This is a genomic window from Massilia violaceinigra (assembly GCF_002752675.1).
Lineage (GTDB): Bacteria > Pseudomonadota > Gammaproteobacteria > Burkholderiales > Burkholderiaceae_D > Telluria_A > Telluria_A violaceinigra.
This window is the reverse complement of sequence record NZ_CP024608.1, coordinates 2,554,738-2,569,699: the sequence shown is the minus strand read 5'-3', so window position 1 is coordinate 2,569,699 and position 14,962 is coordinate 2,554,738. Positions and strand designations below refer to the sequence as shown.

The window sequence follows — 14,962 nt, the reverse complement described above, 5'->3', positions numbered from 1 at the left end:
GTTTTTGCCATGCAGTCCTAAAAAGCAGCCCCGGCTGCTTTTTTTTCGTTGATACTACGTCCTTTCCCCATTCCCGATGCCCCCGTTATCGATGAAACCCGTCCGTCTTTCCGCCGCCGCCACCCTCGCCCTCCCGCGCTGGGCTCTGTTTGCGCTGGGCCTGCTGTACATCCTGCCCGGCCTGATCGGGCGTGCTGACTGGAAAGATGATGCCGGCAGTTTCGGCATCATGTGGACCATGGCCCACGGCGGCGTGAGCGACTGGCTGGTACCGAATATCGCCGGCATGCAGGTGCCGGACGACGGCCCCCTCGCCTTTTGGCTGGGCGCGCTGTGCATCAAGCTGTTCGGCTGGCTGATGGGCGACATGATGGCGGCGCGCATGTCGACCATCGGCATCTTTTTGGCCGGCACGGCCTCGGTCTGGTGGACCGCCTTCCACCTGGGGCGGCGCCAGGACGCGCAGCCGCTGCGGCTGGCCTTCGGCGGCCAGCCCGAGCCGGACGACTACGGCCGCACCCTGGCCGATACGGCCGCGCTGATTTACCTCGGCTGCCTGGGCCTGCTGATGTTCAGCCACGAAACCCTGGCCGTCACCCTGCAGGGCGGCCTGGTCGCCTATTTCCTGTACCGCGCGGTGCGCTACGTGGAAGCGCAGACGGTGCGCAATGCGGTCCTGATCGGTCTGTCGCTGGGTGCGCTGGTGCTCACGCGCGGCCTGCTCACGCCGCTGACCTTGCTGCTGGCCCTGTTCCTGTGCACGCGTTTCCTGTCGGTGCCTTTGGCGCCGACCCTGCGCCACCTCGGCCTGTCGGTGCTGACGGCGGTGCTGATCTCGATGATCTGGGTGCTGCCGGCCATCCTGATGCAGCCGTACGGCTTGAATCCGGTGGCGGCCTGGCTGGGCTGGACCGGACGCCAGATCGGCCTGCCGAGCTGGGTCTCGATCAAGACTTTTTTCCGCGTCGGGATCTGGTTCTTCTGGCCGGCCTGGCCGTTCGCCGGCTGGGCCATCTACGCCTGGCGCCGCCAGGACCATCTGCTGCACATCGTGCTGCCGCTGTTTTTCGTCGGCGCGCTCACCTTGCTGATCCTGTGCGATCCGCTGCCGGAAAACGGCGACCTGCTCAAGCTGCTGCCGCCGCTGGCCATCATGGCCGCGTTCGGGCTGCCGACCATGAAACGCGGCGCCATCAATGCCATCGACTGGTTCTCGGTGATGGTGCTGACCATGCTGGGCGCGATCGTGTGGCTGTTCTGGATCGCCAAGCTGACCGGCTGGCCGGCGCAGCTGGCCAAGAATGTGCTCAAGCTGCTGCCGGGCTTCCGGCCTGAAGTCGGCGTGCTGGCGTTCGTGGTGGCCGCCGGCGCCACCATCGGCTGGATCGCGCTGGTCCACTGGCGCATCTCGCGCCAGCCGGCGGTGCTGTGGCGCGCCGTGGTGCTGTCGTCGGGCGGACTGATCTTGCTGTGGGTGCTGCTCATGACGCTGTTCCTGCCGGACTTCAATTACAGCAAGAGCTACGCCAGCGTGGCGCGCCAGATCGCCAGCTCGCTGCCGCCGGGTTCGGGCTGCATCAATTCCAACGTGGGCGCGCCGCAGCGCGCTTCGCTGGCGTTTTACGGCAAGCTGCCGTTCGATCAAATCGGATCTTCCAAGTGCGATCTGATCCTGCTGCAGGACAGCGTGAAAGTGCACGACGAACGTGAACTGGCCAAGCCGCCGCCGGGTGCCGAGTGGCGCCTGCTGTGGGAAGGCCGGCGCGCGGCCGACCGCGACGAGCGCTTCCGCCTGTATCAGCGCGCGCCCTGAGCGACACGCGCCGTTCGGCGGCGTAGCGGAGTGAGTACGCGCTTACCCGGTGCAGCGCCGCATCAGCCACTCGACCGGGCCAAGCGCGAAGCGCCGGCGCCACAGGTGCGCGCACAGCACCGCGCCGGCCGAGAACAACAGCGCGCTGCTCACCGCAAAGGCGAGCGTGCGGCCATTGAGCAGGCCAAGCGCTTCGAGCACGCCCATGCCGATGACGACGTGGGCGATGTAGAGCGTGAGCGCCAGCTGGCCGGTATGCACCAGGGGCGTCAGCAGCCATGCGCCAGGCCAGCGCTGGCCGATCCAGACGCAGGCGGCGATCACCGCCATGGCGTCGCCGGCGGCGGCGATCCAGTACAGCGGCATCGGCGGCAGCGGGCCGGATGACCACAGCTGCGACCAGATGCCCGTTCCCGGCGGGGCAAGCGATTCGCCGATCAACATGGTCGATTCGGCCGCGATGCCCATCACAAGGCCGGTCATGAAGACCCGGTAAAGCACGGCGCTCGATTGCATGTCGAGGCGGCCGACAGCCATTCCCAGCAACAGGAAGCCGGCCCACGGGAACACCGGGTGAAAGCCGTTGAAGAACAGGTTGCGAACGAAGCCGGCGGGTGTCCAGAAGCCGGTGTAGGCCAGTGTTTCCCAGTTCCAGCCGGTGCCGTAGTCGAGGTTCGTGGCCAGCAGAACAAAGCCGGCCACCATGGCAGCGGCGGCGGCCAGCACGGCGCCGCTGCGCCATGACAGCGCGGCCGCGCCGATGACCATGTAGGCGCCGTAGTAATGGAGGATGTCGGCGGGCCAGACCTGCACATACAGCAGGCCGGCGACGAACAGGAAGGCGGCGCGTTTCAGGATGCCGGCGCGGGCGGCGCGCAGCGCGCAAGCATCGCCCGACTGGCGCGCGCGCTGCGAGACCAGCGACAGGCCGACACCTGCCAGGACCACGAAGATGGCGGAAGCGCGTCCGTCGAGCGCATCGAAGAGCGCCAGCCACCACGAGGCATCGGTGGCGCTGGCGTGCATCACGACCTTGAAATTGACGACCACCATGCCGATGACGGCAAGGGCCCGGGCCAGGTCGAGACCGACGATACGCTGTTTCATGGATGGCTACATTGAAAAAATCACAATGTAGCATGCCGATTGGCGTTTGTTGAAAATGGGGTTTCGATCAGCAATGCTTATGCTTGACGATCTATTCACCAGGCGTAACGGGGCTGACGTGTCCGCCCAGGATCAACAGGGTTTCGTATTCCTGTTGCGAGAGAGGGCAATCCACCAGCATGTCGAACGTTTGCCGGGAGAGCTTGCACTGCTTGGCCATGAGCGATATCACGCTGGCGGAAATTTCAGTGTGGCTGTGACTCGTCTTGGTGAATACTGCAGTTTTTTTACCCTGCGTATTGAAATAGTTATAGTAGTGATGGTCGCCCTCGCGGCGACGAAAGCCTTTTTTCAGCAAGCCTTTTTCAACGTCGACACGCCTACGCGGCATTTTCCGCCCCGTCAAAAATGTCCAAAAGCCGACGTTTCAAGCGTTGAGCTACACCATCAAGTGTGTCATCAGCTGCCAGAGCATATTCCGACCATAGCATCAGTATCTGCTCATCTAGCTCAACAGACAATTTTTGGCGCGTTTCGGCAAATACGTTGATGCTCAGATTCTCGTCACGCAAGCAGATGAACTGACGTGTTTCATCCAACATAGGCTTGAAACTCAGCGGTGTCCTTGCCACAAGCGACATACCATTGCCACAGACATGCGTCAGCGCGAATGGCGATAAATCGAGTTCACGGATCTCGGTCATTTCAATAGCCTCGGACAACTCACTTTGAGCGTATGAGCATTCGTCAGGGGAACCTTGGATGCAGATGAAAAACGTGCGACAAGCTCTGCAATAAGAGTCTTTTTAGTCATACCCATCCTAGCATGTGTCTGAAGACCGTGTCGTTGCGCTATGCCGCAACCTGGTGCGGAATGGCCGCTGAAATAGCGGACCGCAGCCCCAGACGAGCCCACTCCTGGCGTGCTTGCTGACGTCCGGTTGTGAACTCACGAGAATACCACTAGACCTTCATCGGCAGGATCACCATCTGCAAGCCTTCCAGGTGCAGGCGGCGCTGCACCGCCAGCGCGGCCTGGTTGTGCAGCAGGCGCGTGAACCAGTTATCGGTCGCAAAAATCAGTTTGCTGGTGAAGAAAATCGAACTCGGATATTCGCGGTTGATCTCTTCGCACTGCCGGGTCACTTCATCGACCGCGTCGGTGCCGAAGCTGATATACGACGACGCGGCCATGCCGTGGCTCTGGCAGAAATCGACAAAATATTCGAGCGTATCGGCCGCCTCCTCGCGCATTTTTTCAAGCGCGCCAATGCCGCCGTAGGCATGCGAATCGACCGTGCGCGCGTTCACGAACAAGAAGTTCTTGAAGTGGCCGGGGAACATGCGCAGCACCCACAGCAAGGCATGCAAGCCACCGCCGCGCGAGGAACCGACGATGAACACGGCGGTCTGGTCATCCGCCTTCGGCTCCACTGGTTCCGTCACGGGACCGAAGGGCTGGTTGGCGAATACCTCGTCGACCGAGTGGATCGCGGCCTTGGTTTCGCGGTAGTGGTTGCGGATGGTGACGCACAGCGCGGCGATGACGGCGATGATGACGATGGTCGCCCAGCCGCCTTCGGTAAAGCGCTCGTACAAAAGGATCGCCAGGATGCCGGCGCAGATGACGAAGCCGGTCAGCGACAGCAGGAAGCGGCGCACCCAGATCTGGCCTTCGTTCTTGCGGCTCTGCCACCAGTAGCGGCACAAGCCGAACAGCGAAATGGCGAAGGTGAGGAACACGGAAATCGAATACAGCACCACCAGCAGGGTCACCTTCCCTTCGGTCCAGAACAGGATCGCCAGCGCGGCGATGCCCATCACGAGGATGCCGTTCTGCGTCACCAGGCGCGTCGAGAGGTAGCGGAATTTGTGCGGGACCCAGGAGTCGGCGGCCATGTTCGACAGCACCGACGGACCGCCCAGAAAACCGGTATTGGCGGCCACGAACAGCAGGCCGGCCTCGAACGCGAGCACGATCACCAGCAGGATCTGGTTGAGCAGCGGACCGCCCAGGCCCATGCTGTCGATGATGGCCTTGAAGGTCGACGCGTTGAGGGTCTGGCCGGCCACGTGCTTGGCGTCCCACAGCAGGTACAGGAGGATGATGCCGGAAGCCGTGAACGCCAGCGACAGCGCCATGTACAGCATCGTCATCTTCCCGGTGCGCACGCGCGGTTCGGCCAGCAGGTTGACGTTGTTCGACACCGCTTCGAGGCCGGTGTAGGTGCCGCCGCCCTGCGAGTAAGCCAGCAGCAGCATGCCCGCCACGCAGGTCCAGCCGATGCTGCTGGCCAGTTCGCGCGTTTCGATCATGGTGGTGGGGATCAGCTGCGGCAGGTAGGACGCATGCGCGACGATGCCGTACACGATCAGCACCAGATGCGTGGCCACGAAGCCGAGGAAGATCGGCAGCAGGATCTGGATCGCTTCCTTCAGGCCGCGCAGGTTCATCACGATCAAGAGGCCAATGAAAAACGCTTCGGCCCAGAGTTTATACGGCTGGAAGCCGAGCGGCAGGAACGAGGCCAGGGCGTCGACGCCGGACGCGATCGAAATGGCGATGGTGAGCACATAGTCGAGGATCAGCGCGCAGCCCGACAACAGGCCCATATACGGGCCGACCAGTTTGGTGGCGACGCGGTAGCCGCCGCCGCCCGTGGGGAACAGTTCGATGACCTGGTTATACGCCAGCGCGATGACGAACACGGTGATGGCGGTGGCCAGCACCAGGTACAGGCCGAGGTGGGTATGGCCACCAAGCGCACGAAAGGTTTCTTCCGGGCCGTAGGCGGAGGACGAGAGGCCGTCCGCGCCGAGTCCGACCCAGGCCAGGAAGGCGACCAGCGCCATCGAGTGGCGCGTTTCGCTTTTCATCGGGTCGAGCGCTTTGCCGAGTATGAGTTCGCGGATCTTCTTGTTATTCATCGTGCGCGCGGCCCGTACGGACGGCGCGGTAGCCCAAGGTAGACGAGATCATATGCCGTTCGCCCGGCTGGTGTCATGACAGCCGGCTGCGCAAAACGCGAAAGAGTTGCCTGAACCGGGCAAATCAGCCATAATGCGGGTCGCGTTGCCGGGATGGCGGAATAGGTAGACGCACGGGACTCAAAATCCCGCGCTGGAAACAGCGTGCCGGTTCGATTCCGGCTCCCGGCACCAACAGCACATCTATTGACGTTCATTAACGTCTATCAACAAAGCCCCTTCCCTCTGCGGACGTTGCGGCTTAGGTGCAATAAGGCCTACTAACGTTTATTGCCATCCATCGTTTTTGCGTCCATACTTGCGTCCATGGATGCAAAATCGCTTTTCGCATGGACGCAAAATGCCTAAATTAGCCACACCTTTGACTGACACGCAGGTGAAAAATGCGAGGCCAAGGGCGAAAGCTTATACCCTGGCCGATGGCCAAGGAATGTACCTCGAGGTCTCTCCCAGCGGTTCCCGAATCTGGCGCATGGCTTACCGCCAAGCTGACGGCAAGTCGAATCGCCTAACGTTTGGCACATACCCCGAAGTCTCCCTCGCCGAAGCGCGGGTGAAACGGGCGGCGGCGCGCAAACAACGCGCTGATGGACTCGATCCGGCCCAGGTGAAACGGGACGAGAAGGTGGCGAAGACCTCGGCCGAGGTGCACTCCTTCGAAGCTGTCGCGCTCGAATGGCTGCGCAAGACCGCTGCCGATCGGGCCGAAACCACCCAGGCAAAAAACGTGTCGTGGCTTGAGAAGAACATTTTCCCGGCCATCGGCGCCATGCCAATATCGGCCATCAAACCGCGCGACGTCTTGGCGGCGCTGCAGAAAATTGAAGCGCGGGGCGCCATCGAATCGGCTCACAAGATCAAGCAACTGTGCGGCCAGGTCTTCAGGTTCGGAGTATCCAACGACTGGGCCGAGCGCGATGTCACTGCGGACCTGCGCGGCGCGTTGTCGGCGGTACCGCAAGCGCACTATGCTTCCATCACCGAACCCAAGGAAGTCGCCACCCTGCTGCGCGCCATGTACAACTACAACGGGCATCCATACTGCACCGCCGCCCTTCGACTGGCGCCCATGGTTTTTCAACGACCAGGGGAATTGCGCGCGATGGAATGGACCGAGCTCGACCTGGATGCCGCCGAGTGGCGCATCCCAGGCACCAAAATGAAGATGCGGACCGATCACATCGTCCCGCTGGCAAAGCAAGCTGTGGCGCTGCTACGTGGCGTCGGCGCCATGAGCGGGCACGGGCGCTACGTATTTCCCAGCATTCGATCGGATGACCGGTGCATGAGCGAGAACACCATCAATGCCGCGCTGCGCAACCTCGGCTACACGAAGGAAACGATGACGGGTCACGGCTTCCGGGCAATGGCGCGCACAATCCTGGACGAGGTACTCAACGAGCGCGTCGACCTGATCGAACACCAGCTGGCGCACGCGGTGAAAGATCCGAATGGCCGCGCATATAACCGGACGGCGCATCTTCCCGCGCGCCACAAGATGATGCAGCGCTGGGCGGATTACTTGGATGGGCTGCGCGTGGCGGTTTAATTTGGCGGGGCTGATGGTCGGTCACCGGCGCCGGCACGACTATACACTGGTGCTGGGCGACGGCAAGACTGGTGCATGGACGCCGCACGACCTGCGCCGCACAGGCGCCACGCGGATGCAGCGTCTGGACGTGTTGCTCAACATCGTCGACCGGTGCCAGAACCACGTGTGCCTGGCAGCAAAGTGCGCCGGCACTACCTTCACCACGACTATGCCGACGAGAAGCGGGATGCGTGGGGGAGGCTCGGCGATCACTTGGTGACGGTCCTGCGCGTGGCGCCAGAGGCCTGATGTAAGCGGAGGCGGCCGGCCCGGTCGTCAGGCCAATTCGGTCAAATGAACAAGCTGGACGCGCTCGGCGATCGAGCGGCCTTACGTGCCACGAGCGCTGCAGCACATCCAGCAGCTACGAGGGGTCGGAGTGCAGACTTATATTCGTGTCTCGTTTGAATGCATCAGCAAGCGCCTGCTCAGCGATCCCGCTATCAATCCATTCTTGCACCCACCGCGTTGCGTGGTCGGTCGCCGCAGTAGCAGTTTCAAAGACTCCAAGGGCCGCAAAACTAATGAACCCCGTCGGCCCTGCAATCTGCGCCTCGGCCGAAAACTCGCCAGTAGCCGTAATGGTCGCGTCTGGGTAGATGACGTAATCAAGATATTCGACGTAGGGTCTCGTTGCCACAAATTCACTCCCTAGATCAAAAAAACGGTGACTTCCACGATCGGGCGCATCTGGATGAAACGCACCTAGCGGCCTGCGTTTCGTTGGCACACACGATGCTCGACAGCATAGTCCTATTACTTCAGAATTTGCCGGGCTGAAAACACAGCATCCAGCGCAGCACGAATGATCTTTCGTTCTGGCTCACTCAGCAGGCGAATGTCTGATTCAATCCGATCCCCGCTCTTTTGCACCGATGCCGACGACTCCGAACTTGACGCGTTGCCAAAACGCAACCAAGTCGGCTCAACTTCCAGCCATTCAGCTAAAGCAACTAATTTTTCTTGGGTTGGCAGAGCTTCGCCCATGAGCCATTTTCGTGCGGCGTGAGAGGTGACCGTCATGTGTGGGAAGCGAATATTAAACGCCCTAGCCAGCGCTGTGGGGCTACGGCGGTACGGTGCGAACGCTGCTGTGGCGTGCAGGCGGTCGGCAAATTCAGATCGGGCGATTTCGCCAGGTGTCTTCTTATTCATCGCAACTCGTCAAATTTTTCTGAAATTATATCCGCCAAAACGCATATGGTACGCAACGGCTCCCATAACACTTCCCGGGCGTGGGCAAGCGACTCAGTGCCGTAGCGCGACGGTTCATCCCTCCCCCCTTCCACTACCGAGTCAGCTCGGTTGCGGATGTGCCCGTGTGGAGGAATGAAAGCATGCTTCGCGCTTACTGCCCACCGAGGCTGAAACCGGACCTCCCGATAACGTCAGTCCGTCATCTAGACTGCCTTTTTAGCTCAACAGAATTTTTTTCCGAGCAAGATCGTAGGTTCGCGACCGTTCAAGGTTGCGAAGCCAGGGACACCTGACCTAGTCCAGCTCGATCATTATCCGGACTATCGCGCTGGGAAAACGGGTTAGCGCTGGGATCAACACCGTTCGTAGCGCCGCCATACGGAACATGCAGCAGATCGCCAATCCACAACACGTTTTGCATCGATAATTGCAATGCGGAGGACGGAATTCGAAGCTCGCCTTTACGGTGCATTTGATGCATTTGAGCAATTGCCCGCCTAACGATAAATTCTGTTAAACACATTTCGCTGGGTATCCGACTGAAATTTGCGACGGCAAACAAAAAGTCAACGCTATGCTTTTTCAGTCCCCCTCCGGAAAATCGGAGTATCCCGCGTTGGGACTCATCCACAATTATTGTGGAGACAAGTTTGCCAAAATGTTGTGAAACTAGATGATAGGCTGCTGTGGTCATTTCGCCACCCAAAGTCACAATTTAACATTGCTTTTTTGTAGAAGTAAAGGTCAGCACAATTCAAATTTAAGGAAAGGGCCCCCTCGAACGCAGCAGTAGGGCACCGCCGCCAGATCGTGTACCAGTGGCTACGAAGGCGCTGACTGAGTATGTCCTTCGAGAACGTGGCTGGTTTATTCGCCCCCTTCGATGCCGCTCAATTGCCGACCGTTGGACGAGGTGCTCGTCGCTGCCGTCTTTCATCGTTGACCCAAGGCTCGCGGTCAAGCTCACCGCGAAGCGCATCCAAGATGCAATCCCCGGTACGATCTAACGAGACTTGCAGCTGGTCAGTGAGCCGGACGATCGCACGTAAACGCTTTATTTCGCACAGCAGCAGCTTGATGTCAGTCACATCTTGGCGCTCGCCGATTTCATCAAGATCTTGTGGGGTAAGGGCAGGTCGGAAGGGCATCGCACACATGTACTGCTATATAAAATGACACTATATCAGCGATAATCCACGAGGGTCGCAGCCTTGAGCCCGGCGAGTTCCGCCTCCCGGCACTGGTAGTGCGCCAGCAGATCGGCGCTGATCATCTGCATGGGCGAGCGGTCCGGGCCGTCGATCCGGTGCATTTCCAGGATCAGCGGCCCGACCTCGATATCGTCATCGCGACATCGCACTGGCGATGCCGGGATTCCGGCATCGCTCACAGAGTAAGCGTAGGGCCAGTACCCTATCGAACTGAACGTCGGATTGCCTGATGATGGCGTCACACCGCTGGGAAGCGGCGTGTTTTTCAGGCAGAGGCCAGCTTCCCCGTTCAGCTTGGCCGTCCCGATCATGGAGTAAATAGCGGCCGCGCGCTCGCCGCCGCTGTCCGCGCCGGCGAACAGATAGTTTCGCCGGCCGATGGCGACACCGCGCAAGGCACGTTCAGCAGCCGAGTTGTCGATCTCGATCACGCCGTCGTCGCAGTAGCGCACTAGGGCCGGCCACAGATTGAGGGCGTACTGAATCGCCGCCGAGGTGTCGGACTTGAGGAGAACAGAGAAAACGGAAAAAATAGCACGCTAAGGTTTATCGTGCTTTCGTAGCGGTCGAAAATTCCCCTTGTCGATCTTTTGGTTCTGACGCCAAAAGGTAAGCGGCCAGCGGCCCCACCTTCCATCGGTGCTTAGACCTGTGTAGAGTTTGCGAACGGTAGCAGCGAGTAGATCCTGCTGTTCGGGCAGGTTGGAAGCTTTTCAAGTGTGTCGGCCAACCAGTGCGCAGGATCGAGCCCATTCAATTTCGCCGTCGCGACCATGCTTTGGATACCAGCGGCACGGCGGCCGGCCCGTTCCGACCTGGCAAACAGCCAGTTTCGCCCGCTCGCTACGGTTTTTCGAGGCCCTCCAACGCTAAAGAACGTGAATGCCGGTTTGGTTAGTTATGCTGCATAAAATATCACATATTCTTTACGCAATGTTACCGTTGGTGAACTTTACCAGCTATTTTTTTGATATGATTGATTTTCCTGCAAAGTCAAGTTGACCTGCAGTAACAACTGAAATATGAAAGAAATAATATGCCCATAAGTATTCATGTACCGAGCATAAGCATGGCAGATAGGGGGCAGTTAATGCTAACATTGCAGTACATTAAGCACAGCCCTAACTTTGCAATTTATTATCCGAACCTGGATGGTCTAACGATCCATGTAGGCTCACTCTTACCTACGATTGCCCTGCCAACGTCAGGACAGATCAGTTGGAATCCTAACCAAGGATTACAGGTAATTTCGGACACAGGTATTCTCGGGGTCCAGTCACCTGCGATGGGGCTAGTTCATGAAATTGCTCATGTCATTTTTGGTCACAATGAGGCACAAGCGACAGCGTTTGAAACACGTGTAGCCCGTGATCTAGGAGAGCCAACTCGCGCAAATTACGGCTCTATTGGAAATGAGGTGAGAGTGTATAATTCAACGCAGCACACCGACAATGGAGAATGGAAATCCTACGAACAAAGCGGAGCTACGAAGACCAGCGGAAACTACGACGGGAGTACTAATGCACCTAATATGGGATGGGGATACATTCCGCCACCTCCCGGTGCGCCTAAAGGTTGGACTTTTCCTTCGTCTCCGTTTGGCATGGATAGTAATGGTAACCTGCATGATGCAAGTTATTGGCAGATTCCTCCAGGTGGCCAAAAATCCGTGCCAAACAATGTCGATACTGAGATTTTAGAATTTTATCTCACACAAGAAGATCCGGCACCAATCGCCGCATTACCAATAGAACCTACCGATGCGCAACATGTCGCACCCCAAATCATCGGATTGCCCGAGTTGGCGCCCTATTGAATACAATACGGGCATTCCCGTTTTTATTGTGTTTCTGTATTGATTGGAGAAGTAATGAAGTTTTTCGTACTAGTGGCGCTTGCCATGGCGTCATCAGTTTGCATGAGTCAGACAACAATACCTGAAACCGAAAAGGCATTGGATAAGAAGCCAGGTTCTAGCGAAAGTGTCCCTATGCAAATTTCGCCGAAAACTGGGTATGAAAAAGCGCTGCCCTCGCTGCTGGACGATCAATTTGTTTGGGATCAATTCAAGCATCGCAGTACTCTGATCTGGGCTTGCAGGGGCTCGAAAACCGGGAAAATCGTGGCCAATTCGTATTGCGCCTCGCAACCTATGGAAGATTCCAGGTGGCCGGATAAAAAAACGCCTGAAGATTACACTGGCGTTCTTAGTTACTGATTAGGTGTAACGGCTCACGTTTGAAAACGGCGTGGAATGCGAGCACACCCGTTTTCAAACGCGAGCCGTTATACTTAGCGTGCTATTTTTTCCGTTTTCCCTGTTCTCCCCTTGCAGCGGCCAGCGGCTCGGCAAGGACTACGGGCAATAAGGCGGCCGGTGCTGGTGCGGCATCGTCCAGCAATCCGGCGCGCAGATCGCGCCGCCTCTTGAACGCCATGTTCGCATTGACCTGATGAGCCAACGCCAGCTTGGAGACCGACACGCCGGGCTCGCAAGCCGCAACACCGAGTCGGCGCTTGAACTGGCGTGAATAATTTGATTTGCCTTTGCGGCTGCTTGGCTTTACTTCAGTGTCCAAAGTAGTTCCCATCAAACAGTAGTGGGAACTACTTTGACGGGAACGGCAAACTACGTCCAGACGGTGCAGGCAAGACGCTTACCTCATAGGCACCCCGCAATGACGGCTTCAAGCTGGTCCTCGTACTTGAGGTGCACAGGGACGTCACGCGCCAGGGCCAGCACCTTCTCGCCGTCGCTGGCATCGGGCAAGAGCTTCTGGATGGCGAAGGTTGGCCGGGCAGGCGCTGCGGACACGCATTTGACCATCACCGGAACTTTAACCACAGTGGCGGCCGGCTGGGGCGTCTGACAGCCGGTCACCACCAACCCAACGCCAAGCAAAACAAGCGCGCACGCGGATCGTAACCCACTGATTTCTTTGGTAATTCGCATCGCAAAAAGCGCGAACGCGGGTAACTTCGTGTTCGCCACATTTACTTGCGCCATCATCGGGTAGCCTCCAAGATCAGGTTCACGGTCGGCATGGCCTCATCGCACGTGGTGGCGCGCGCGCTGGCGACCTTGGCCACGGCAGCATCGAAACGCCGGCCGGCGGCGGCGGCGTGCTGCTGGGCGGCCTGCCCGCGCGCCTCCGCCTCGCGCTTGGCATCGGCCAGAGCGGCAACAGCGGCGTTCTGGCGCTCCACTGCAGCGGCGTAGGCGGCGCTCTTGGCCTGCTCGGCGACCAGTTCCACCCGGGCGGCGTCACGGTCCCGAGCCGCTAGGAACCAGCCGCCGCCGGTCCACGCGCCCACCATCAGCAGGGCGGCCAGCAGGATCACGGCCACGATCTTCCAGATTCCGCCCGTGACGCCGGCGGCCAGCGTGCCCAGGGCGCTCATTCAGCACCCACGAGGCAGTAGTTGCGCTCTTTCTGGCGCCGCGTCACCAGCCCGGGCAGCTTGATGCCCTTGGCGTACGTCCAGCGCAGCAGCTCATCGCAGCCGCCCAGCGTGTCGCCCGCGTTCAACTTGCGCGCCAGTGTGGAGCCGCACAGGCTGGTCTGGCCGACGTTGTAGGCGAAGCTGACCAGCGCGGCGCGCCGGTAATCGGGCAGCGGCGCCCGGATGCAGTCGTCCACGGCATGGTTCGCCAGTTGCAGGGAGGCGGCAAGCATGGCATTGCACTGGTCGAGCGTGGCGCGCTGGCCCATCCGTACGCCTTTGGTTTCCCCGAAGCAGATCGTTGGGATCCCGACCGGATCAAGGTAGGCCGCCTGGCGCAGGCCCTCGAAACCGCCCACGATGGTGACGGCGATTGCGCACCAGCCGGCGCGCTGCTTATTTGTCAGTGCCATGTAATTCCTTCTGCGCGAGCAGGCGCGACACGTTTGCGAAAATGGAGACAGCCGCGGCGCCCCCAGCGAATACCCCGTTCGGCATGCCCTCCGGCTTCCAGATGGCCACGGCCACCTCGGCGGCGCCGAACAGTGTGGCCGCCACGTTGAATTTCACGCTCCAGGCTTTGCGCAGAACCGTGCGCCAGTCGTCGATGAGCCTCATTGCTTCACCGTGATCTTGAGCGCCTGCCACATGGCCAGTGCTACCCAGCCGGCGCCGGCCAGCGCGCCCGCCTGGGTGACCTTGATAAGCGCCTCGCGCACCAGCCGGTTGCGCAGCTCGCGCCACTCGATCACGGCTTCGTGATAGCGTCGGTGGCCGTCCGTGTCTCCGGATGGGAAGGCGGTTAGTATCTGCTCGGTCTTGCGCGTGTTATCGGACAAAGCCGTCTTGATCGACACCAGCATGGCGTCGCGCTCTTGATCGTTCATCATTCGTTGCCTTAAAAATAGGCCACCCGAAGGTGGCTAGAGGTGGAGCGTGCGGGCCTACTGGTAATAGTTGATCGTCACCGATCCGCCTGGCGGCACCACGATGGGGTATCCGTTGCCAGGAGTGACGGCGATGTTGTAGTGCGTGGAAGTCGGCGCAACGCCGCCGCTGATGCCGCCGGCAAAGGTGTAGCCGAGCGCGGTACTATCGCTGCCGTTCGTCGGCGAGCCGTAGTAGTTCCAGCTGACCGTGGCCGACCAGTTTTGCGAAGACCCGCCGCCAGCGATATTTCCGCTGCTCAGCCAGCCGGTTTCATACACAATCGTGGCCGATCCCGCGACCACGCCCGACAATGAGTAGCCAGCAGTGGCAACCGTGTACGTGTTGTTTGAATGCTGGCTGATGTTGTAGAAGGTATAGCTCGGGTTGCCACCGGCGTTGATCGCGTTACGCTGCGCAATCGCTGAATTTGTTGCAGAGGCCCAGTCATAGGTGCCGGCATTCGAGCCGCCGCTGCCGATGTACCAGAACACTGTTGCCACCGTCGTGCTCGCGCTGAGTAGGGGCGCCGCGCCGCCGTTGCTCCCTTTGCCGATCAGGCTGTCGACCATTGTGGTGGATGCGGGTGCCGTCCATGTGCCGCTGCTGGTAAAGGTTGCGGTCATGGGGATGCGCGCGCGCTTCCCGTAAAACCCGCTGCGGCGGGCGTCGATAGGCGTCATG

Annotated in this window: 17 protein-coding genes, 1 tRNA gene and 2 pseudogenes; 5 read left to right on the top strand and 15 right to left on the bottom strand. The window is 59.8% G+C overall.

Annotation, left to right across the window (positions count from 1 at the left end; genetic code table 11):
* Window positions 1-91: 91 nt before the first annotated feature.
* Window positions 92-1,813 carry an ArnT family glycosyltransferase gene (locus CR152_RS11735; protein ID WP_099875074.1) on the top strand — a complete coding sequence of 574 codons (1,722 nt, stop codon included), beginning with the start codon at window positions 92-94 and terminating at the stop codon, window positions 1,811-1,813.
* Window positions 1,814-1,855: 42 nt separating this feature from the next.
* On the opposite strand, the gene CR152_RS11730 is transcribed toward CR152_RS11735, so the two are convergent.
* From CR152_RS11730 to CR152_RS11715, 4 genes are all read right to left on the bottom strand, one after another.
* Window positions 1,856-2,920: a DUF418 domain-containing protein gene (locus tag CR152_RS11730; protein ID WP_099875073.1), complete on the bottom strand. Its 1,065-nt coding sequence runs from the start codon at window positions 2,918-2,920 to the stop codon at window positions 1,856-1,858.
* A gap of 91 nt (window positions 2,921-3,011) precedes the next feature.
* On the bottom strand, window positions 3,012-3,278 hold the full coding sequence (locus tag CR152_RS11725; RefSeq protein WP_208640113.1) for a hypothetical protein: 267 nt from the start codon (window positions 3,276-3,278) through the stop codon (window positions 3,012-3,014).
* 22 nt (window positions 3,279-3,300) lie between these two features.
* Complete coding sequence (locus CR152_RS11720) at window positions 3,301-3,624, bottom strand: hypothetical protein (protein ID WP_099875071.1); 324 nt, start codon at window positions 3,622-3,624, stop codon at window positions 3,301-3,303.
* 259 nt (window positions 3,625-3,883) lie between these two features.
* Window positions 3,884-5,848 carry an APC family permease gene (locus CR152_RS11715; protein WP_099875070.1) on the bottom strand — a complete coding sequence of 655 codons (1,965 nt, stop codon included), beginning with the start codon at window positions 5,846-5,848 and terminating at the stop codon, window positions 3,884-3,886.
* A 147-nt stretch (window positions 5,849-5,995) separates the two neighbouring features.
* Between CR152_RS11715 and CR152_RS11710 the strand changes: the two genes are divergently transcribed.
* Both CR152_RS11710 and CR152_RS11705 read left to right on the top strand, forming a co-directional pair.
* A tRNA-Leu gene (locus tag CR152_RS11710) sits at window positions 5,996-6,082 on the top strand.
* Window positions 6,083-6,248: 166 nt separating this feature from the next.
* Window positions 6,249-7,457, top strand: coding sequence for a tyrosine-type recombinase/integrase (locus tag CR152_RS11705; protein ID WP_099882220.1), 1,209 nt, complete (start codon window positions 6,249-6,251; stop codon window positions 7,455-7,457).
* A 798-nt stretch (window positions 7,458-8,255) separates the two neighbouring features.
* Here the strand turns inward: CR152_RS11705 and CR152_RS11690 are convergent.
* The 4 genes and pseudogenes from CR152_RS11690 to CR152_RS11680 all read right to left on the bottom strand — a co-directional run.
* Entirely contained in the window at window positions 8,256-8,654 is a 399-nt protein-coding gene (locus CR152_RS11690) for a hypothetical protein (protein WP_229413353.1), read from the bottom strand.
* A 307-nt stretch (window positions 8,655-8,961) separates the two neighbouring features.
* Window positions 8,962-9,390 carry a hypothetical protein gene (locus CR152_RS32850; RefSeq protein ID WP_157778451.1) on the bottom strand — a complete coding sequence of 143 codons (429 nt, stop codon included), beginning with the start codon at window positions 9,388-9,390 and terminating at the stop codon, window positions 8,962-8,964.
* Between the two features lie 801 nt (window positions 9,391-10,191).
* Window positions 10,192-10,413: pseudogene (locus CR152_RS35000) on the bottom strand (IS66 family transposase); the annotation flags it as partial.
* Window positions 10,414-10,550: 137 nt separating this feature from the next.
* Window positions 10,551-10,742, bottom strand: a pseudogene (locus tag CR152_RS11680) (transposase domain-containing protein); the annotation flags it as partial.
* A gap of 201 nt (window positions 10,743-10,943) precedes the next feature.
* Between CR152_RS11680 and CR152_RS32845 the strand changes: the two are divergent.
* Together CR152_RS32845 and CR152_RS32840 are read left to right on the top strand one after the other, a co-directional pair.
* Window positions 10,944-11,723: a hypothetical protein gene (locus CR152_RS32845; protein WP_157778450.1), complete on the top strand. Its 780-nt coding sequence runs from the start codon at window positions 10,944-10,946 to the stop codon at window positions 11,721-11,723.
* Window positions 11,724-11,777: 54 nt separating this feature from the next.
* Window positions 11,778-12,125, top strand: coding sequence for a hypothetical protein (locus tag CR152_RS32840; protein ID WP_157778449.1), 348 nt, complete (start codon window positions 11,778-11,780; stop codon window positions 12,123-12,125).
* Window positions 12,126-12,207: 82 nt separating this feature from the next.
* Here the strand turns inward: CR152_RS32840 and CR152_RS32835 are convergent, their stop codons facing one another.
* The 7 genes from CR152_RS32835 to CR152_RS11650 all read right to left on the bottom strand — a co-directional run bounded on the left by CR152_RS32835 (window position 12,208) and on the right by CR152_RS11650 (window position 14,961).
* Window positions 12,208-12,486 carry a transposase gene (locus tag CR152_RS32835; RefSeq protein WP_229413351.1) on the bottom strand — a complete coding sequence of 93 codons (279 nt, stop codon included), beginning with the start codon at window positions 12,484-12,486 and terminating at the stop codon, window positions 12,208-12,210.
* A gap of 83 nt (window positions 12,487-12,569) precedes the next feature.
* Complete coding sequence (locus CR152_RS11675; RefSeq protein ID WP_229413350.1) at window positions 12,570-12,917, bottom strand: hypothetical protein; 348 nt, start codon at window positions 12,915-12,917, stop codon at window positions 12,570-12,572.
* Window positions 12,914-13,309 (bottom strand): hypothetical protein, encoded by a 396-nt coding sequence (locus CR152_RS11670; RefSeq protein ID WP_099875068.1) that lies wholly within the window; start codon window positions 13,307-13,309, stop codon window positions 12,914-12,916. Before CR152_RS11670 ends, CR152_RS11675 begins: the two co-directional genes overlap by 4 nt.
* Complete coding sequence (locus CR152_RS11665; protein WP_099875067.1) at window positions 13,306-13,764, bottom strand: lysozyme; 459 nt, start codon at window positions 13,762-13,764, stop codon at window positions 13,306-13,308. The genes CR152_RS11670 and CR152_RS11665 overlap by 4 nt, the downstream gene beginning before the upstream one ends.
* On the bottom strand, window positions 13,748-13,969 hold the full coding sequence (locus tag CR152_RS11660; RefSeq protein ID WP_099875066.1) for a DUF7940 domain-containing protein: 222 nt from the start codon (window positions 13,967-13,969) through the stop codon (window positions 13,748-13,750). The genes CR152_RS11665 and CR152_RS11660 overlap by 17 nt, the downstream gene beginning before the upstream one ends.
* The gene (locus tag CR152_RS11655) at window positions 13,966-14,241 is read right to left on the bottom strand and encodes a hypothetical protein (protein WP_099874838.1); all 276 of its coding nucleotides are present in this window, start codon (window positions 14,239-14,241) and stop codon (window positions 13,966-13,968) included. Before CR152_RS11655 ends, CR152_RS11660 begins: the two co-directional genes overlap by 4 nt.
* 54 nt (window positions 14,242-14,295) lie before the next feature.
* On the bottom strand, window positions 14,296-14,961 hold the full coding sequence (locus CR152_RS11650) for a hypothetical protein (RefSeq protein WP_099875065.1): 666 nt from the start codon (window positions 14,959-14,961) through the stop codon (window positions 14,296-14,298).
* Window position 14,962: the final 1 nt, after the last annotated feature.